Source organism: Brevibacterium sp. K11IcPPYGO002 (assembly GCF_050920635.1).
Lineage (GTDB): Bacteria > Actinomycetota > Actinomycetes > Actinomycetales > Brevibacteriaceae > Brevibacterium.
In genome coordinates this window covers 3,765,461-3,785,034 of sequence record NZ_CP131929.1, presented here as the reverse complement: position 1 = coordinate 3,785,034, position 19,574 = coordinate 3,765,461, and the positions used below count along the sequence as shown (strand labels likewise).

General features: G+C 64.6%; 14 protein-coding genes. 8 read left to right on the top strand and 6 right to left on the bottom strand.

Annotated elements, in window-relative coordinates; genetic code table 11:
• Positions 1-10 precede the first annotated feature (10 nt).
• Positions 11-1,135 carry an ATP-grasp domain-containing protein gene (locus QYM46_RS17335; RefSeq protein WP_432789961.1) on the top strand — a complete coding sequence of 375 codons (1,125 nt, stop codon included), beginning with the start codon at positions 11-13 and terminating at the stop codon, positions 1,133-1,135.
• Between the two features lie 17 nt (positions 1,136-1,152).
• Here QYM46_RS17335 and QYM46_RS17330 read toward each other — a convergent pair whose 3' ends face one another.
• Positions 1,153-2,376, bottom strand: coding sequence for a hypothetical protein (locus tag QYM46_RS17330; protein ID WP_432789960.1), 1,224 nt, complete (start codon positions 2,374-2,376; stop codon positions 1,153-1,155).
• Between the two features lie 456 nt (positions 2,377-2,832).
• Between QYM46_RS17330 and QYM46_RS17325 the strand changes: the two genes are divergently transcribed.
• The gene (locus QYM46_RS17325; RefSeq protein WP_432789959.1) at positions 2,833-5,151 is read left to right on the top strand and encodes a response regulator transcription factor; all 2,319 of its coding nucleotides are present in this window, start codon (positions 2,833-2,835) and stop codon (positions 5,149-5,151) included.
• Positions 5,152-5,268: 117 nt separating this feature from the next.
• Here the strand turns inward: QYM46_RS17325 and QYM46_RS17320 are convergent, their stop codons facing one another.
• The 3 genes from QYM46_RS17320 to QYM46_RS17310 are packed head-to-tail and all read right to left on the bottom strand — an operon-like array spanning position 5,269 to position 8,623.
• Complete coding sequence (locus tag QYM46_RS17320) at positions 5,269-6,987, bottom strand: ABC transporter permease (protein WP_432789958.1); 1,719 nt, start codon at positions 6,985-6,987, stop codon at positions 5,269-5,271.
• The gene (locus QYM46_RS17315; protein WP_432789957.1) at positions 6,984-7,925 is read right to left on the bottom strand and encodes an ATP-binding cassette domain-containing protein; all 942 of its coding nucleotides are present in this window, start codon (positions 7,923-7,925) and stop codon (positions 6,984-6,986) included. The genes QYM46_RS17320 and QYM46_RS17315 overlap by 4 nt, the downstream gene beginning before the upstream one ends.
• Positions 7,922-8,623 (bottom strand): TetR/AcrR family transcriptional regulator, encoded by a 702-nt coding sequence (locus QYM46_RS17310; RefSeq protein ID WP_432789956.1) that lies wholly within the window; start codon positions 8,621-8,623, stop codon positions 7,922-7,924. Before QYM46_RS17310 ends, QYM46_RS17315 begins: the two co-directional genes overlap by 4 nt.
• Positions 8,624-8,727: 104 nt before the next feature.
• Here QYM46_RS17310 and QYM46_RS17305 point away from each other — a divergent pair, with 104 nt between their 5' ends.
• Both QYM46_RS17305 and QYM46_RS17300 read left to right on the top strand, forming a co-directional pair.
• Complete coding sequence (locus QYM46_RS17305; protein WP_432789955.1) at positions 8,728-9,069, top strand: ArsR/SmtB family transcription factor; 342 nt, start codon at positions 8,728-8,730, stop codon at positions 9,067-9,069.
• A gap of 31 nt (positions 9,070-9,100) precedes the next feature.
• The gene (locus QYM46_RS17300) at positions 9,101-9,631 is read left to right on the top strand and encodes an SRPBCC family protein (protein WP_432789954.1); all 531 of its coding nucleotides are present in this window, start codon (positions 9,101-9,103) and stop codon (positions 9,629-9,631) included.
• Positions 9,632-9,724: 93 nt separating this feature from the next.
• On the opposite strand, the gene QYM46_RS17295 is transcribed toward QYM46_RS17300, so the two are convergent.
• A complete protein-coding gene (locus QYM46_RS17295) occupies positions 9,725-11,044 on the bottom strand; it encodes an MFS transporter (RefSeq protein ID WP_432789953.1) in 1,320 nt (439 codons plus the stop codon).
• 138 nt (positions 11,045-11,182) lie between these two features.
• On the opposite strand from QYM46_RS17295, the gene QYM46_RS17290 reads away from it, so the two are divergent.
• Together QYM46_RS17290 and fbaA are read left to right on the top strand one after the other, a co-directional pair.
• Entirely contained in the window at positions 11,183-13,147 is a 1,965-nt protein-coding gene (locus QYM46_RS17290) for a BCCT family transporter (protein ID WP_432789952.1), read from the top strand.
• A 199-nt stretch (positions 13,148-13,346) separates the two neighbouring features.
• Positions 13,347-14,372, top strand: coding sequence for a class II fructose-bisphosphate aldolase (gene fbaA, locus QYM46_RS17285; protein ID WP_169253439.1), 1,026 nt, complete (start codon positions 13,347-13,349; stop codon positions 14,370-14,372).
• 293 nt (positions 14,373-14,665) lie between these two features.
• Here the strand turns inward: fbaA and QYM46_RS17280 are convergent, their stop codons facing one another.
• Positions 14,666-16,204 (bottom strand): alanine/glycine:cation symporter family protein, encoded by a 1,539-nt coding sequence (locus QYM46_RS17280; protein WP_169253438.1) that lies wholly within the window; start codon positions 16,202-16,204, stop codon positions 14,666-14,668.
• A gap of 408 nt (positions 16,205-16,612) precedes the next feature.
• Here QYM46_RS17280 and QYM46_RS17275 point away from each other — a divergent pair, with 408 nt between their 5' ends.
• Entirely contained in the window at positions 16,613-18,247 is a 1,635-nt protein-coding gene (locus tag QYM46_RS17275; protein WP_432789951.1) for an ABC transporter substrate-binding protein, read from the top strand.
• A 153-nt stretch (positions 18,248-18,400) separates the two neighbouring features.
• Positions 18,401-19,492 (top strand): ABC transporter permease, encoded by a 1,092-nt coding sequence (locus QYM46_RS17270; protein ID WP_432789950.1) that lies wholly within the window; start codon positions 18,401-18,403, stop codon positions 19,490-19,492.
• Positions 19,493-19,574 lie beyond the last annotated feature (82 nt).

Genomic DNA, 19,574 nt, shown 5'->3' with positions numbered 1-19,574 from the left:
GGACCTGACCATGCCTGCTGCCAAGCATCTCAAGATCGCCATCGCCTCCGCCGCACATCGAGCGCACTATGTGGACTGGTTCAAGGAAGCACTGCTATCACAGGGCGTAACCGGCGAAGTGATCGCCCTCGAATACCGAGCATCGGCCCCGACACTGGCGTATGCGGACGCGGCCGTGATCATGCCCGCATACAATTCGCCTGAGTACCGCGGGGCAGTGGTGGAGTGGGCGCGAAACGCGTCTCCTGACTTCTTCATCTCGCTCAATGACTATGAATTGCAGATCCTTGCGGATGGTCTCGCCGACGATCTGAGGGAACTCGGGTGCACAGTTGCCGCCCTCGACTCGGCGGCCCAGAGCGCCGTCCTCGACAAGCACCTCATGGCTGCAACGTTGCATCGCTGCGGAATTCCGACACCCACGACGTGGCTCGGCAGTGAAACAGCGCAGGTGATCAAGGCGAACCCCGGCGGAGCATTCGTCGTCAAACATCGATTCGGAAGCGGTTCGGCGGGGTTAGTGTTTGCTTCCGCGCAGAATCTGCGGACTGCCGTCTTCGAATCGGCGGAACTCGCCAAGGCCGGTGACGGCAGGGCGAGTGTCGACGGGCTCGACGCAGTGATCATCCAGGAGCGGCTGCCCGGAACCGAGTTCGGTGTCGATGGAATCTTCTCTCTGCGCGGAACCGGAGAGCTGCGCGGTGTGCTCGCCCGTCGAAAAGACCGCATGAGGAGCGGAGATACGGACGTCGCCACGACAGTGGCGGCTGATCGCTTCGCAGGTTCCCTGGCCGCTCTCGGCCGGATCCTCAAACCGGTGGGAGCCATCGATGTCGACTTCAAAGAGTCAGCCGATGGATCGCCGCTCATCATCGATGTCAATCCGCGATTCGGCGGAGGTTATCCGTTCTGCCATCTTGCCGGAGCCGACGTCCCCGCTGATATCGTCAGAATGCTGGCCGGGCTGGATGACGATCGGTCTCTGCTGAATTGCGAACCCGGCATCACCTCGGCTCGGCGAGAGGGCTTCGCGCTGCTCGGTGCTGCCGTCATCGGTCGACCGCCGCTGATTTCCGCGACACCGGCCGAGGAGAGCAGCCGTCGGCAGGCAGTGGGAATTCGACCCTCAGCCTGAATGGTCTGCGGAGCCGACTACGCAGACTCCGACCATGTATTGCCCCGCAGGAGGTCCTCTGCGGTGCCCTTCCTCCTCACCTGCTCCAGCGACTCTCCGCGTCTCACATAGACCGCGGGCGGAAACTCGATGAAGGTCGAACGGTAGGACATGGTGTAGGCGCCCACCCGCTCGAAGACGATCCGATCGTCTTCCCTCAGCAGCGGAGCCTTTTTGAGGACGGTCAGTCTGTCGTTCTCCATACAGGTGAATCCGCAGATCACCTGCTCGGGAACCGACTCGGTCGATCCGGTCTCCACATGCAATCGGTAGTCCTTCTCCCGCCGAAACTGCGGATCGATGTCCGTTCGGCTGATATCGGTGATGACAAAGCGTTGGTTGTCGACCTCCTTGACGTCGATCACCTGCGCATGGAGCTCGACGGGAACGGCGATGAGCGCTCCTCCGGGCTCGACGATCAGCTGAGTCCTCCCGATGTCGAAGCTGCCGGCGAGCTCTTCGCGGATTGCCGATATGTATTCATCGAAGGTCGGGGTCCCGCCGGGACTGCTGAAGAATCCTCCTCCGATATCGATCCAGTCGAGCCGAAGCTGATGCGATGTGGTGATTTCAGCGGCCACCGCCGCTGCGGCGCGGAAGACCTCCAGGCTCTGTGTTCGTGAATTTCTGTGCATATGGAGCCCTGCCACCCGGACTCCGGCGGACTCCAGCATGGTGATCGCCCGACCGAGTTCGCCGTTGTCATCGTTGAATCCGAATCGGCTGCTGGACCCCGGCAAGGTGCTCTCGCCCGCGCAACGGGCTTCGAGGTCCCAATTCACGCGCAGCCCAGCGCGGAGTGCGAGATCCGGCCTCTCTGCTGCCAGTTCGGCGGTCCAGCGGACCTCTCGCTTCGAATCCAGATTGATGATGGAACCGTGGAGGAGCGCTGAGCGAAGGCACTCACGACTCTTGACGGGACCGTTGAACACAATCCGGTCAGGGGCGAAACCGATCGCCAACGCCAACTGATACTCGGAATCAGAGACCACTTCGGCCCAGACCCCTCGTCTCTGCATGTACGACAGCAGCCAGGGCAGAGAGTTCGTTTTGAAGGAGTATGAAAGGACCGAGTTCGCCCAGTGGCGGTCGAGCGCATCGCGGAAGCCGCTGACCACGTCGTCGAGAGCCGGGAGGTCGACGACGAAAGCCGGAGTCGGAGGCTCGTCCGGTCGGATCACGCGCGTCAATGCTTCAGACATGATTCTCAGTACCTCATCTCTGTGAACGAGAATGCCAAGTGAGCGCACTCAACTGCGGAAACTCGACTTTCGCCGGGTCCGAGTTCGCTGTTGCCGAACAATGAGTCGATTTCAGCAACAGCGTGGTCATCTCCGCGAAGGGGATCGGCTTCCTGGGCAGACATGAGAACAGCGGCTGTGACACAGCAGTACGGGCACAGCTTGCGCCGATTTCGACGATACCAGGATCGCTGAATTCCGGCGGTTCGTGCACCCGCAATCCCATGGCGGACTACCGCAGATCAGGCACTGTGAAGCACTCAGTCGTCTGCTGAGAGGGCACATTGGAAGTCCGAGGTGGTCCGCAGCCGATATGCAGACTGACCGGAAGGTGCAGGACGGTGAGGCGAGGGGGCTGAGATGTACGTCGACGAACACGACACGGGCTTGATCCGCCGAGGTGAAGGACGGGTGACCATGAGCTCGAGCGTCGAAGGCGAGACGCGGGATCCTCGCCGCAGCCTGGGCGATTTCATTGTCGAACTCCAAGCAGCGGAAACCGGCACTGTCGACTCAGAACTCCTCCGGCGGCTTTGGCTGGGCTGCGCCGGCCGAGCCCGTTTCGCCGCAGCGGTGCTCCGCGCGGCAGCCGATGCCGGCGTCAGTGTCGAGACTGAATCCACGACATTCGCCGACTGGGTGGCGGAGCTGTGCCCGCCCCTGATCTTGGCTCTGGGGACCGGCGATGCAATGGCGGCGGCCGCGTTGGCCCAGCTGAGCGCGATGTCGGAGACCACCGCTCTGCGGGCCCTGACTGCAGTCTCCGATGACCTTCTCGGCGGGGCCGGGATTCACGACCCGGAAGGCGTTATCGACAGGCTCGAGTCCAATGGGATTCTCCTCCGCGTCGACGATTCCCAACGCGGATCGCTGCTGCAGGTTCCGACTCTCACAGCAGCCAAACTGCGGCACGATTTTTCCGGATTGCGCGGCCCCGGTCAGGTGGTTGTCTCGGTGCTCGACGTACTCATCGACCATATGGAGTCGGCGGGAACCATCGACTCGGATCTCCTCGGGGATGTGCTGCTCCTGGCCCGTCATGGCGGGCACTGGTCTCTGCTGCAACGGGTGACCGAGGCCGTGGGGATTCCCATGTTCCTGCTTGCCCCCCGCGCCACCTGCTCAGCGTTACGGCTCCTGCCGCCAACCGTCCGTGCGGCGGAGCCGAGTCTCGAGTTCTTCGGAACGCTGGCCGAGGACATCGTTTCGACTGTGACCGAAACGAGTGAAGCAGAGATACGAGCCGCGGTCTTGAAGAGGACGGGCCCGGGACTGCTGCGGTCACGGATGCGCGGAGACCACGCAGAGGCAGTCAGGACCCGCGGTGGTCTGACGGGTTCCGCCCCGTCCGCGGACGCATCATACGATTCGCCGCAGGAGAGCCGACCTGTCTACTCCATCGGCACAATCAGCACGATGATCCGGCTCGCCGATGCCGGGCGTCACGGCGAAGCTGCGGAACTGGGCATTCTCGCCTCAGCAGAGATGCGCAGTGCGCGTGCACGATCCGTCGTGCGTCTCCTCACCGCGATCGCACTTCACCACGCAGCTGAACCTCGGCGGGCTCTGTCCGTGCTCAACGAAATCGAGGGCCCCGCCCGAGCCGGTCACGTGGACGGTGACTTTCTTCTGCCGTCGATCATCGCTTGGACCGCCCTCATCGCAGCGGTCAGTGGTGACCATGAGCGGGCCGACGCGCACCTGGCGGAGTCCGATGCCCCATCGGGGATCAGCCGCGCGGGTTCCGAAGCGGATCCGGCAGCCGCACCTTCGGATGCGCCCCCAACCGTCATCATCGATGAACTGGTGACTCCGCCCCTGCGCATCGCCTCGGCCCTCAGGGCTCTGGACCGACTCGATCTTGAGCGGGCCGAGGCAGAGTTCGGCGCCCTCTCCGCCTACCCTGAGATGCGGACGCTGTGGGTCTATCTGCCCCTCATCGCCCGGACCTTGGCGGTGCTGTCCGCGGAAGCGGAATCCGGTCTGCTGTTCGTCAACGATGATGCGGAGCGATTCCAGGACAGCGGTGTCCTGTCAGACGCGGAGAAGGACCTGATCGCACTTGGGCGCAGCACGGTCTTCATTGCTCTGGGGCAGCTGCGGTGGGCCGAGATCGACCGCGATCGGCTCTCTCCCGCCTGCGACGGCCGTATTGTTCTCGACGTTCGTTCGAAGCTCGTCGCCGGTCGAAACGATGAGGCGATCTCATGCGCAGATACCTGGTTCTATCACCACTCGCTGAGCCCGCGCAGCCGGGCTGAGCTCGTCGCCATCAGAGCAGCAGCCAAGCTGCGCACTGGGGACGAGGCTGGAGCGCAGAGTGATTTCAGGATGGCTGTAAGTCTCTCGACCTGGGTGAGCTCGCTGCTGCCGCTTGCACTTCTGCCGCTGCCCGATCGCAGTCGGCTCATCGACCTCACAACTGACTCGCCTGTATGGGCGGAAGCTGCGAACGAGTTCTCCGCGACCTTCGATTCGCCTGCGAAGCTTGTGGAGCGGCTGCGCAGTATCGGCCCGGTTTCTGTGGACATAGCAGAAACGCCACAGCTCAATGCCGGCGAAGCCCAACTCATCGATCTTCTGGCACGGGGCCTGTCCGTCGCTGAGATCGCTGAGGAACTCAATCAGGTGACGGGCACAGTGAAGAACCGTCTCTCTGCCCTCTACCGCAAATTCGGAGTCTCGAACCGGGCGGACGTGCTCATACGGGCCCGATCCTTCGGTTACCTCGCCTAGCGGCACAACCGCAGAACCCGGCGTGCAACCAGGACCGAGCGGATATCCAAACCCGCTCTCGAAGCAGGGAAGAGGCCATCGCCGAGGGTCCCCAACGCCATCGCCGAGGCGAATCCCTCACGCCGTCACGAGATCCCGTCTCCGGAACCCGACCATGCCGGCTCCGACGAGAACGACCGTGATCGCCAGGAACGTCAGCACCGCCTCGGCGGAGATGTCCTCGGCCGGGTACTGACCGATGTGGTTGAACACGGAGAGGTCGAGGACGGCATCGTCGAGTTGGAGGAGTCCGCCGAACAGAGCGAGCACTGCGGAACCGGCGAAGACGATCCAGGTCAGACCCAGCAGTCGCGGCGCGAATCCGTACAGCAGGCAGGCGAGGCCGATCAGCACCCACACGGCGGCCGACTGCACGAGATGGCCGAGCACCGTCGGGCCCAGCAGGGCCCAATCGTCCAGCGAGGCGGCCGCGCCGATGCCCTCACCGATACCGGCCAGCAGCATCAGCCAGCCGGATCCGAGCAGCGTCACCGTCACCCAGGAAGCCATCCACCCGCCCCGTGAGACCGCGGTCGCGAGGACGGGCTCGGTGTGGAAGTCCTGTTCCTCGGAGCGCAGTCCCCCGACGGTGATGAGCGCGAAGGCGGCGACGATCATGGCCATGTAGAGCGCCATATAGCCGAGATAGCCGTCGACGATTCCCCGCGGCCCGCCCATGAGCTGCGTGATCTGTTCGGGCATGCCGTCGGCGCCCTCGGCCATCGCTCCGGCGAAGGATCCGAAGATCGCAGCCATGACGAGGATCCCCAGCGACCACCAGATCAGCGTCGAACGCTGCAGGCGGAAGGCGAGTCCGAACGCGGTCGACAGGCCGCGACCTGCGTGAGCCCGTCCGGGCCGCCCCGCAGTGATGCCCGCGCCGAGGTCGCGGCGCGACTGCACGGCCAGACCGATGACCAGGAGGACGACGAAGGCGGCGACGGAGTACAGCAGCGGCCACCAGCGGTCGAGAGTGAACGGAGCCGTCTGCTGAGACCATCCCAGAGGAGACAGCCAGGACAGCCAGTCGAGGTCGCCGCCGGCGACGGCGGACATGTCACCGAGCCCGCGGACGACGAAGCTCAGCGCCAGCACGGCTCCGGCCATTCCCGAGGCCGCCCGCGAGAACCCCGTCAGCTGCACCGTCACGGACGTGACCCCGACGAATACGCAGCCGACCGCCGTCATCCCGGCGCCGAAGAGCAGACTCGAGGTTGCCGGGTCGGGGTCGGCCTCCGAGAACTGAAGCGCAGCGGCCATGAGCGCCCCTGCCACGACGTTCATGATCACCGTGAGGATGACCGCAGCGAACAGCTGGGCATGTCGTCCCGTGACATTCGCTCGGATGAGCTCAGCCCTGCCCGTCTGCTCCTCGGCGCGGGTGTGACGGGTGACGGTGGTGATCGACATCAGGCCGATGCCGATCATGAGGAACACGGCGTACATGCCGACGATGAATCGCGGCACCGTGATGTCATCGAGTCCGTAGCCGGGTCCGGTGATGAGTCCCATCACCGGATTCTTCGCGAACACGGTCATCGTCTGCAAGGTGTCCGCATCCATGACCAGGGCGATCGCATTCGCGAAGTAGGCCGTGAGTGCGGTCAGAGACAGCACCCAGATCGGCATTCGCAGCCGGTCGCGCCTGAGCATGAACAGCAGCAGGTGTCCCACCCCGGTGAGGCCACCCCCGCCGAGGCGGCCGTCGGCTCCGCGGGCACGGACCCTTCGGTGCGCCTGACGTCGGTCGGCGGTCGCGTCCCCCGAGCCCGCTTCGGTCGATGCCAGCAGATTCATGATCCGACCTCCTTGCCGTAGTGGCGCAGCAGCAGCTGCTCGAGCGTCGGCGGCGTGGCCGTCAGCGACTCGACGTCGTGCTCGCCGAGGGTGCGCATGATGTCCGGCAGGTGAGCGGCGTCGGCGCTGAAGTGCAGCTGCGCACCCTCGCGGACGAAATCGTGGACTCCGGCCATCCGAGTCAGAGCGGGGATGTCCCGCTCGACCTGAACGGTGATCGTCGTCCGCGACAGGTGGCGCAGATCGGACAGAGTACCGGTCTCGACGATGCGGCCGGCCCGGATGATCGAGATCCGGTCGGCCAGCGCCTCGACCTGGGCGAGGATATGGCTCGAGAGCAGCACCGTGCGACCGTCCTCCTTCGCCTCGCGGATGCACTCCTGGAACACGGCCTCCATGAGCGGGTCGAGGCCCGCGGTCGGTTCGTCGAGCAGCAGGAGCTCGACATCCGAGGCCAGTGCGGAGATGAGCGCGACCTTCTGCCGATTGCCCTTCGAGTACGTCCGGCCCTTCTTTCTGGGGTCGAGGTCGAAGCGTTCGATGAGTTCGTCGCGCTTGCGGACATCGACTCCGCCGCGGAGCCGGGAGAACAGGTCGATCGCCTCACCGCCGGTCAGCCCCGGCCACAGCTCCACGTCCCCCGGGACGTAGGCGAGTCGCCGGTGGAGTGGGACCGCATGCGACCACGGGTCCTCGCCGAGGAGGCGGATCCGTCCCGCATCGGCGCGGAGGATCCCCAGCAGGATGCGGATCGTCGTCGATTTGCCGGCACCGTTGGGGCCGAGGAAGCCGTGGACCTCCCCGCGGGCGACCTCGAGGTCGAGGCCGTCGAGGGCACGTGCGCGACCGAAGGATTTGACCACCTCGGCGAGGGTGATCGCGGGTGCCTCTTCCCCGGTTCGTCGGCTGCGGGTCGTCGGAGCTGTCGTCGTTCTCATCGTTTCTCGTCTCCTTCGTCGGTGCGGTGTGCTGTCGATGTCTCGGTGCGGTCGGAAGCCGCAGAGTCCGCGGATGCGGTGTCGGGGGCGGCGGTGATGACGCCGTGGAAGTAGAGGTCGTAGAGGTGGGGGGCGAGCCGGGACATCGTCTCGGGGAAGTCCGTGGTCCCCAGCGCCTTCTGCAGGCGGGATCCGAGGATCGACGGGGCCAGTGCGAGGGCGGCGATCGTCGCCGCCTGACCGCGGACGTCGGTGTCGCTGGTGCGGAATTCGTAACCGGCGAAGCCGCGTCGGATATAGCCCTCGACGAGGTCGACGTAGTGATCGAAATAGCGCTGACCATGATCCGAGGGATCGAGCAGCGACTTGGTGAGGTAGTCGATGTTCAGCGACATGTCGCTGCTGGCGAAGATCTCTCGCACCGCCTCCGTCGCGTAGTCGGCATTGGCCGCCTTGGCGTCCGCGATCGCCGAGAAGACGAAGTCATCGCAGGCGCGGCGCAGTCCGTCCTTCGACCCGAAATGGTGGATGACGAGCCCGGGGGAGACGTCGGCGGCGGCGGCGATCGCACGGATCGTCGACTTCGCGAAACCACGTTCGGCGAAGGTCTCGATCGCAGCGGAGCGGATCCGGACCGCGGTCTCCGGGGACGAATTGGGTGATCGGTTCGCACGCGAATCCGAAGAGGTTGAACGCATGTTTAATATTAAACGCGTGTTCAATCATCGATGTCAATGATTCGGGCTCGGAAAGTTCATCCTCCACTATTTACATACAACCAGTTGGTTGTATGATTGGGTGCATGAAAGCCGTTCTCGACGACGAAGTCGATGCGCTGTTCCAGGCATTGGCCGACCGCACCCGGCGCGATATCGTGCGCCGAGTCGCAGGAGAGGGGCTTTCGGTGTCCGATCTGGCAGCCGGTTACGACATGAGCTTCGCCGCAGTGCAGAAGCACGTTGCTGTCCTCGAACGTGCAGGACTGGTGACGAAGCGCCGAGTCGGCAGACGGCAGATCGCCCACGCAGAGGTGGGTCCGCTTCGCACCATCAGGAGCATGCTCGCCGAACTCGAAGACCAGTGGGTCGAACGAGTGCAGAGAATCGACGACCTTCTGGCCGGGGACGAACAGGCCGGGTCGTGAGGAAAACCACCGCAATGCTTAAGGAGCAGCCATGCCGGTCATCGACACATTTCATGACGAAGAGACACTGACGCTGACGATCGTCGCCGAATTCGCAGCGCCGCTCGAACGAGTGTGGGAGGTCTACGCCGACCCCCGACAGCTCGAGCAGATCTGGGGGCCTCCGACGTACCCGGCCACCGTCGTCGACCATTCGCTCGCACCCGGCGGCAGAGTCACGTACTACATGACGAGCCCGGAGGGCGAGAAGTTCTGCGGGCTGTGGGAGCTGACCGCCGTCGATCGTCCCACACGTTTGGAGTTCCGCGATTACTTCGCCGATGAGGACTTCGCGGTTGTCGAGTCGATGCCCGGAAGCAGCTGCGTCTACCGCTTCGAGGCAACCGAGACCGGGACACGTGCCACCTATGAATCGGTCTTCGACTCGGTGGAGGGACTGCGCACCGTCCTGGAGATGGGTGTCATCGAAGGCTCGACCGGGGCGATCAACCAGATCGACGGGCTGCTGGCTCGCAGCGGAACCGCCAACCGTGCGAACTCGCAACCGAGCGAGCTCGCATAGGGCGATTCCGCGGGAGAGGAATGTTGATTCTCGCCGCTGAAATCAACATTCTTCTCCCTGAGAACGGCGCGCAAGTTCCGCATCAGGGTCGGGCTAAGCCTTCGCGCGGGCCTGCATGGAGTGGACCGGGGCGTCCGGGCGGACGGGGATGATGAGCGCCAGACCGACCGCCAGAACGATGAGGATGCCCAGCGTTCCCGCCCGCTGGAAGCCGAAGATCGTGATCGCCAAGGCGAACATCGCCGGGCCGAGGAAGCTCACGGCCCGTCCGGTCGTGGCGTAGAGGCCGAAGTTCTCCCCGGCCGACTCCGGCGGAGTGATGCGGGCCAGGAACGACCGGCTCGACGCCTGCACCGGACCGACGCAGAAGCTCAAGATCAGGGCGCAGACCCAGAACACGGCCGCCTCGGCGCTGAAGAGGATCGGCAGACCACCGGCGATGATGACGATGAGACCGGCGATGATGACGGGTTTCGGCCCGAGCCGATCGTCGAACCACCCGGCAATCATCGCACCGGCACCGGCGGCGACGTTCGCTGCCACACCGAGGATGATGATCTCCGAGGCGGAGAACCCATAACTGCCGGCGGCAAGGACGCCGGCGAAGGAGAAGATCGCGGCCAGACCGTCCCGGAAGACCGCCGAGGCGATGAAGAACCGCAGCGTCTGATGCTCGGTCGACCACATCCGGACCAGACGACGCACAAGGCTCGCATAATCGGAGACGAACGCGCGGATCGGGTGTCCGCCCGAGGTGCCCTTGACCTTCGCGCCGGGAGCCGAAAACAGTGTGGGAAGCGCGAAGATCGCAAACCACACCGCCGCGAGGACAGCGACGATGCGGAACCGCAAGCCTTCTTCGTCGCTGGCGCCGAGGAAGCCGACCTCGGGTTGGATGACGAGGACGAGGAGGATGACGAGGAGGACCAGCCCTCCGACGTAGCCCATGCCCCACCCGAATCCGGAGACCTTGCCGACATTGTCGGGGGTCGTGATGCGGACCATGATGCCGTTGTAGGACACCTCGGCGAATTCGAAGAACACGCTGCCCACGGCCAAGAGCAGCAGACCCAGCCAGAGATAGTCGGGGGAGTCGCGGACGAAGAACAGGCCGAACATCGTGAGCACGACGATTCCGGTGTGCACGCCCAGCCACAGGCGATGCCGACCCCCGGCGTCGGCCCGAGTACCGGCTGCCGGAGCGATGACGGCGATGACGAATCCGGCCGCAGCCATCGACCAGCCCAATGCCGAGGAGCCGGCTTCCTCGGTGGCGGCGACGGACTTCGTCAGGTACGGAGCGAACACGAAGGTGATGATCACGGCATTGAAGGACGCCGAACCCCAGTCCCACAGCGCCCAATTGAATATGCGCAGGCGGGTTGCTGCTGGTGACGGCGGGGATGCGGACATGGTGTCACTGTACTGAATCGCTGCCCGATCGGGATGAAAACTACGAAAATAGCAGGGTAAAGCTGAATGCGACGTTGAAGCAGTCCGTGAATTGCGGCAGAGTAGATAGACGGATCTGAACTCGAAGCGAAGGGCATTATGAGCGACCCCAACGCGGACGACGGCTCCGCGACCGGCCAGCAGGCCGGCGCGACCGCCGAGGCGGACTCGGCACCAACAACCGGTGCCGACGATACGACCGCCTCCACACCGTCCGAAACCGAACATTATCTCATCGGCGAACCCGACCCCGTAGCGCTTCATCTTCCGGAGAAGCTGCATATCGGCGAAGGCGACTCCGATGCGGAGATCACCGAGAAGCTGCGCCGCCAAGGCGTGCGCATCGGCAAGGGCATGATCGCCCCGGCCGTCTTCTGGCCGGCGCTGATCATCATCGTCGGAGTCGCCGCATTGGCGATTGCGCTCCCAACGTCGACCGGCGACGTGATCTCTGCGATGCAGGGCTGGGTCGTCGCCGACCTCGGCTGGTACTACATGCTGGTCGTCGGGCTGTTCGTCGTCTTCGCCATCGTCGTCGGATTCTCCAAGTACGGCAGAATTCGGCTGGGCAAGGATGGCGACCGACCGGAATTCAACATCTTCTCGTGGTTCGCGATGCTCTTCGCCGCGGGCATGGGCATCGGCCTCGTCTTCTACGGCGTCGCCGAACCGCTGACCTACGCGACGACCGGGGCGAAGCCGGGATGGCCCGACAGCGAGATCGACGACGCGAAGCTGGGCATGGCCCAGACCTTCGTCCACTGGGGTCTGCACCCGTGGGCGCTCTACGCAGTGCTCGGCATGGCACTTGCCTATGCGATCCACCGCCGTGGTCGCCCCCTGTCCATCCGCTGGGCCCTCGAACCGCTCCTGGGACGTTTCGTCAAGGGGTGGGCCGGTGACGTCATCGACGTCATCGCGATCTGCGGCACGGTCTTCGGCATCGCTACCTCTCTCGGGCTCGGCGTGCAGCAGATCTCGGCCGGACTCAAACACATCGGGGTCGTCGGCGAGTACGACAACATGTTCCTCGTCATCCTCATCGTCATCATCACCTTCCTCGCCACCGCCTCGGTGGTCTCGGGCGTGGGCGCCGGCATCAAGTGGCTGTCGAACATCAACCTCACGATGGCCGGCATCCTCCTCATCACGGTTCTCGTGCTCGGGCCGACCCTGTTCCTGTTCCAGAACTTCGTCGAGTCGATCGGCGTGTATCTGGCCAATGTCTTCGACATGACGTTCGACATCGGTGCCTACACCGGTGACGAAGGCGCGGAGTGGAACTCCTCCTGGACTCTGTTCTACTGGGGCTGGTGGATCTCCTGGGCACCCTTCGTCGGCGTCTTCATCGCCCGCATCTCGCGTGGCCGCACCGTGCGCGAATTCATCGCCGGTGTGCTCCTCGTGCCGTCGATCGTCGGCTTCTTCTGGTTCTCCGTGATGGGCGGCACCGGCATCCACCGTCAGATCTTCGGTGCCGGCGACCTCGTCGACCCGGAGGAAGGCGTCGTGGCCGAACGTGTCCTCTTCGACGTGCTCGGAGACCTGCCGCTGGGTGCGGTGCTGTCGGTCATCGCCATCATCCTCGTGGCGATCTTCTTCATCACCTCGTCGGATTCGGGTTCGCTCGTCGTCGACATGCTCGCCTCGGGCGGCCACCCGAACCCGCCGCTGTGGTCGCGTGTACTCTGGGCGCTGATGGAGGGTGCGCTGGCGATCGGTCTGCTCATCGCCGGTGGACTCGGAGCGCTGCAGGCCGGGTCGCTGCTCACGGCGCTGCCGTTCAGCATCATCCTCGTCCTCGTCTGCGTGTCCACGCTCAAGGCCTTCGGCAAGGAAGCGCAGCGGACGGCGGCGATCGAGCGTGCGGCGCGATTCCGTCAGGTCGGTGAGCATCTGGCCGATGACTTCGACGAGTACCTCGGTGACAAGGTCGATGAGCGCATCGACTACCGACTCACGCGCAGCCGCGGCATCGGCGATCGGATGAAGTCGCGCTCCGGGGGGACTCGGGAGCCGCGCAAGCCCGGCCGCGACAAGGGGACGTCGACCCCCGCGGACTGACACGGCACCGTCGACGGCCGGTGCGCCGCCGACGGATCGAGGGCCCGTGTGACCGACAGCGAGTCGGTCACACGGGCCCTCGTCGTACCAGATCTCGTCGCACATCGCGGACGCCGCTGTCGACGGCTTCTGCGGCGCAAGGCGGAACGAGTAGGCTGGTGGCGGACGAGTACACCGACCCATCGACCAAGGAGCGCACATGCCCATCGCCAGCCCCGAAGTGTATGCCGAGATGATCGACCGCGCGAAGACCCAGGGCTTCGCCTACCCCGCGATCAACTGCACCTCCTCGCAGACGATCAACGCCGCCATCCGCGGCTTCGCCGAGGCCGGATCCGACGGCATCGTGCAGATCTCCACGGGCGGCGCCGAATACATGTCCGGCCCGACGGTCAAGGACCGCGTGCGCGGTGCCATCGCGTTCTCCGTCTTCGCCGCCGAGGTGGCCAAGAGCTACGACGTCAACATCGCGCTGCACACCGACCACGCTCCGAAGGACGCCGTCGAAGCCTGGGTCAAGCCCCTGCTGGCCGCATCGACCGAACGCGTGAAGAACGGCGGCGAGCCCTACTTCCAGTCGCACATGTGGGACGGTTCGGCGGTTCCCCTCGACGAGAACCTCGTCCTCGCCGAGGAGCTGCTCGAGCTCTCTGCGGCCGCGCACTCGATCCTCGAGATCGAGGTCGGCGTCGTCGGCGGCGAAGAGGACGGCGTCGAGAACGAGATCAACGACAAGCTCTACACCACCGTCGAGGATGGGCTGGCCACCGCGCGTGCTCTGGGCACCGGCGAGAAGGGCCGCTACCTCACGGCTCTGACCTTCGGAAACGTCCACGGCGTGTACAAGCCCGGCAATGTGAAGCTGCGCCCAGAACTCCTCGGTGAGATCCAGGAGAAGGTCGGCGCCGAAGTCGGCAAGAAGGCGCCGTTCGATCTCGTCTTCCACGGCGGTTCGGGATCGAGTGCGGAAGAGATCGCCGAGGCGGTCCGCCACGGAGTCGTGAAGATGAACATCGACACCGACACCCAGTACGCCTTCACGCGCCCCGTCGTCGAGCACATGTTCCGCAACTACGACGGAGTGCTCAAGATCGACGGTGAGGTCGGAGACAAGAAGCTCTACGACCCGCGCTCCTTTGGCAAGGCAGCGGAGAAGGGCATGGCCGAGCGCATCGTCGAAGCCTGCCAGAACCTCGGCTCGGCCGGCACCAGCCTGCAGAAGTGATCTGAGCTGCGGCAGCTGCTGGCTGCCCCACGCACCGACAGCGGCCGTCGCCCGATTCCGGGCGGCGGCCGCTGCGCATGCTGAACCGTCGAGAAACGGGCCAAGCGTCGAGAAACGCACGTGGACACCCGTGTCTCGACATTCAGCCCGTTTCTCGGCGAGATGCCACTGTGAATGGCACGAGGCCCGGGACGCCATTGTCCCGGGCCTCGTATCGTCCCGCGGAGCAGCGGACGAGTTGTCTGTCGACCGGACTGCCTGCCGAGTGGCCTGCATCCCGATCGCGCTTCGCATCAGCCTTTCGGCACCGCCTCGCCGGCCTTGAGCCGCGCCACCCGCTGATCCCAGAAGTCGGCGTTGCGCACGCCGATCTTCTCGGGCTCGAACACCGGGTCCAAGCCGAGCTTGGTCTGGCGTTCGAAGTCGCGCAGGAGCTTGAACGCCGGCTGCTGCAGGATGAGGATGCCGATGATGTTCAGCCAGGCCATGAGGCCCACGCCGATGTCACCGAGCGCCCAGGCGCTGCCGGCCGTCGACATCGCACCGACGGCGACGGCGACGAGGATGAGCAGCTGCAGCACGCGCTTGCCGACCGCGAGCACCATGGTGTTCTTGGCCTTGCCGAGCAGATACACGAGGTTGGTCTCGGCCATGTAGTAGTAGGCGACGATCGTGGTCAGCGCGAAGAGGAAGATCGAGATCGCGATGAACCCGGCGCCGAGACCGTGGATCATCGAATCGAGTCCCGCCTGCGGCCACTTCTCGCCCGGGGTCGCCGCGATCTCCTCGGCCAGTTGGCCGCGGCCGGTGCCGATGATCGTCGTCCCATCGGCGTCGAAGACCTTGTACATGCCTGTCGAGAGGATCATGAACGCCGTCGCCGAGCACACGAAGAGGGTGTCGATGTAGACCGATCCGGCCTGCACGAGTCCCTGCTTCGACGGGTGGGAGACCTCGGCGGCCGATGCCGCGTGAGGCCCGGTGCCCTGTCCGGCTTCGTTCGAGTAGATGCCGCGCTGGACGCCCCACTGGACCGCCATGCCGATGATGCCGCCGAAGGCCGCTTCCGGTCCGGCGTCGATGCCGAAGGCCGAGTTGAACATCAGCTGGAGGACCGGAACGATCTGATCAGCATTGATGATGGTCACGGCGATGGCCGCAATGATGTAGATGACGGCCATGAAGGGCACAGCCAGCGAAGCGAAGTGCGCGATGCGCTTGATGCCGCCGACGACGATGAAGCCCATGATGATGACGAGAGCGATTGCGGTGCCCCAGGTCGGAATGCTCCAGGCGTTCTCGACGGCGCCGGAGATCGCATTGGACTGGATGCCCGGCAGCATGAACGACATGGCGATCACGGTCACGGCTGCGAAGACCATGCCGTAGACCTTGAACAGGCCACGGGCCTTGGTATGGCGGTAGGCCTTCTCGATGTAGAAGGCGGGGCCTCCGCGGTACTCGCCGGTGCGGGGGTCCTGCTCCTTGAAGATCTGTCCCAGGGTGGATTCGACGTAGGACGTCGAGGCGCCGAGGAGGGCCGAGATCCACATCCAGACGACGGCACCGGGGCCGCCGAAGCCGATGGCGGTGGCGACACCTGCGATATTGCCGACGCCGACGCGACCGGCGAGCGAGATCGCCAGAGCCTGGAAGGACGAGACGCCCTCATTCGAGCTCTTTCCGGTGAACATCTGCTTGAAGATGGCGGGGATCTGGCGGATCTGCACGACGCGTGAGCGGATCGTGAAATAGACACCCGCGCCGAGGCACAGGTAGACGAGGGCGGACGACCACACGACCCCGTTGAGCCAGTCGATGAAAGCGGACACGCTTCTCCATTCGTTCTTCCGTGCCGGGATCGCCGACACGGTGTTGCTTATCTAGCGTCTGTGCCAGAGCGCCGGCCAGCTATTGAGCGACCGGATTCACGAGAGTTTCCCCAGCGTTCTCTGTGATGCACCTCATAAGTGAAACCGATTGTGACCTGTCGCGCAAATCGAAATCCGGCAGCCGCCCCATGTGCGGTTCTGCTGGTCGCCTCGCTGGTCCCCGCGCTGCGGCAAGGGAGGTTTCGCTGTGTCGGGCAGGACCGCCTCGGCGAATTGTTGCGAAGTCATTGCGAAGTGGATCACTTCATGTGCGTCAGTTCACTATTTGGGACGGGAACCGTATGATGTGGTGCGGATCTCTTCGAGCAAAGACGACACGAAGAGCACATCTGTAACGACAGGAACACCATGAAACGACGAACTGGCGCTAAGGCCGTGGCCATCGCTGCGGCGGGCGCTCTGCTCCTCTCCGCCTGCTCGACCTCGACGACCGGAGGCGGCGGCGGAGACGACGAAGGCGGAATGCTCACGGTCGGAACCACGGACAAGGTCGTGGCGCTCGACCCGGCTGCTGCGTATGACAACGGAAGCTCCCTCGTCGAACAGCAGATCTACCCGTACATCCTCGCCTACAAGCCGGGCACGGCCGAGCTCAACCCCTCGATCGCCGAATCGGCTGACTTCACCGAGCCGACGAAGTACGAGGTCAAGCTCAAGGACGGGCTCAAGTATGCCAACGGCAACGAACTGACCTCCTCCGACGTGAAGTTCTCCTTCGATCGGCAGCTGAAGATCCAGGACCCCAACGGGCCCTCCTCGCTGCTCGGCGGCCTGAAGTCCGTGGAGACCCCGGATGAGAAGACCGTCATCTTCAACCTCAAGCGCAAGAACGACCAGACCTGGCCGGGTGTGCTGGCCAGCGCCGCCGGACCGATCGTCGATGAGGACGTGTTCTCGGCCGACAAGGTCACGAAGGACCAGGAGATCGTCGACGGCAAGGCCTTCGCCGGTCCGTACACGATCGACGGCTTCAAGTTCAATGAGCTGATCACCTACAAGGCCAACCCGGACTACACGGGCTTCATCGAGCCCGCGAAGACCGAGACCGTGCAGATGAAGTACTACTCGGACGCGAACAACATGAAGCTCGACGTCCAGGAGAGCACCATCGACGTGGCATGGCGATCGCTGTCAGCCACCGACGTCGAGGACCTCGGCAAGAACGAGGACCTCAAGGTCCACAAGGGCCCCGGCGGCGAGATCCGCTACATCGTGTTCAACTACGACACGATGCCCTTCGGCGCGAAGACCGACGACGCCGACGAGAAGAAGGCGCTCGCCGTTCGTCAGGCCATGGCCGACTCCGTCGACCGCCAGGCGATCGCCAGCCAGGTCTACAAGGACACCTTCACCCCGCTGTATTCGCACGTGCCCGACGGGCTGCCCGGTGCCGACGAACCGCTGAAGTCCGAATACGGCGACGGCAAGGGCGGCGCCGATGTCGCGAAGGCGAAGAAGGCGCTCAAGGACGCCGGAGTCAAGACCCCGGTCGAACTCAAGCTGCAGTACAACCCGGACCACTACGGTCCCTCCTCGGGCGACGAGTACGCCCTGGTGAAGGACCAGCTGGACAAGACCGGACTGTTCGATGTCAAGCTGCAGTCGACCGAGTGGGTGCAGTACTCGAAGGACCGCACCGACGACGTCTACCCGATGTACCAGCTGGGCTGGTTCCCGGACTACTCGGATGCCGACAACTACCTCGTGCCGTTCTTCTACGACACGGACGAGACCCCGTCGTTCCTCGCCAACCACTACCGTGACGAGGCGATGAACAAGGAGCTCAACGCACAGTCCTCGATCGCCGATGAAGGCAAGCGCGAAGAGGCCCTGAAGAAGATCCAGGGTCAGCTCGCCGACGAGCTGCCGACTCTGCCGCTGCTCCAGGGCAACCAGATCGCCGTGTCCGGCAAGGACGTCAAGGGCGTCGACGACACCCTCGACCCCGCTTTCCAGTTCCGTCTGGCACTGCTGAGCAAGTGATCACCCACACGAGGTGCAGGTGAGCCGGTCAGGCCGCCTGCACCTCGTGGCGCGTTCGCGGTCAGCTCCGTACACCTGCAGTGACCCTCACCGAGGTGTCCACTGTCCGTCCCTCGGCCGCGAGCGCATCGAAACACATCCCATAAGGAACACATGTCTGCTGCCATCAGCGAACCAGGGGCTGAGGCCGCCGAGACTTCGGTCGCGGTCAAGAAGCCCACTGGGGGCGGACTGGGACGCTACGTCCTCATCCGCTTCCTCCTCATCATTCCCACCATCTTCATTCTCACCACTCTGGTGTTCTTCCTCATGCGCATCACCGGTGACCCGATCACCGCAGCGCTGGGCGGACGCCTGACGCAAACGCAGCTGGCCGAGCGCGTCCACGCCGCCGGCTACGACCGGCCCATCCTCGTCCAGTACTTCGAATACCTGGGCAATCTGCTCAAGGGCGACTTCGGCACCGCGGTCTCCGATGGGCAGCCGGTGTCGTCGATCCTGCTCAACTACGGGGCAGCGACCGTCGAACTCGTCTTCTACGCGCTCATCGTCGCGTTCATCCTCGGCATCCCGCTGGGCATGCTCGCCGCCTACCATCGTGACAAGGCTCCCGACGCCGCGCTGCGTGTGCTCGCGATCCTCGGCTACGCGACCCCGGTGTTCTTCGCCGGCATGATCCTCAAACTCATCTTCGGAGTCTTCCTGCCGATCCTGCCCGTGGCCGGTCGCGGCACCACGGAGACCGAGTACATCATGTCCGGTGTCGTCGGGCCCACGCACTTCTATCTCATCGACGCCCTGCGCATCGGAAACTTCTCCGTCCTGTCCGATGTGCTCGCTCATGCGGTGCTGCCGGCGATCGCCCTCGGCGTGCTCACCGCAGGAGTGTTCCTCAGGCTCGTGCGCACAAACCTCATCGGCACGCTCGAACAGCAGTACATCGACTCCGGCCGCTCCCGCGGGATCTCCGAATACCGTTTGGTCACCAAGCACGCCTACCGCCCGGCGCTGATCCCGATCATCACGGTCATGGGCATGCAGATCGCGCTCATGCTCGCCGGCGCCGTGCTCACCGAGACGACGTTCGAGTGGAAGGGGCTCGGCTTCAAACTCGCCGAGTACCTCACCGCCCGCGACTTCGTGGCCGTCCAGGGAATCGTCGTGTTCCTCGCCGTCATCGTCGCGGTCACGAACTTCCTCGTCGACGTCATCGCCGCGTTCATCGACCCGAGAGTGAGGTACTGATGTCCACTCCAGACAACCCGCAGAACAACGTGCCGGATGATCCGACCCAGACCTTCGCCGAGGCGGCTCCCGGCTCCGGAGC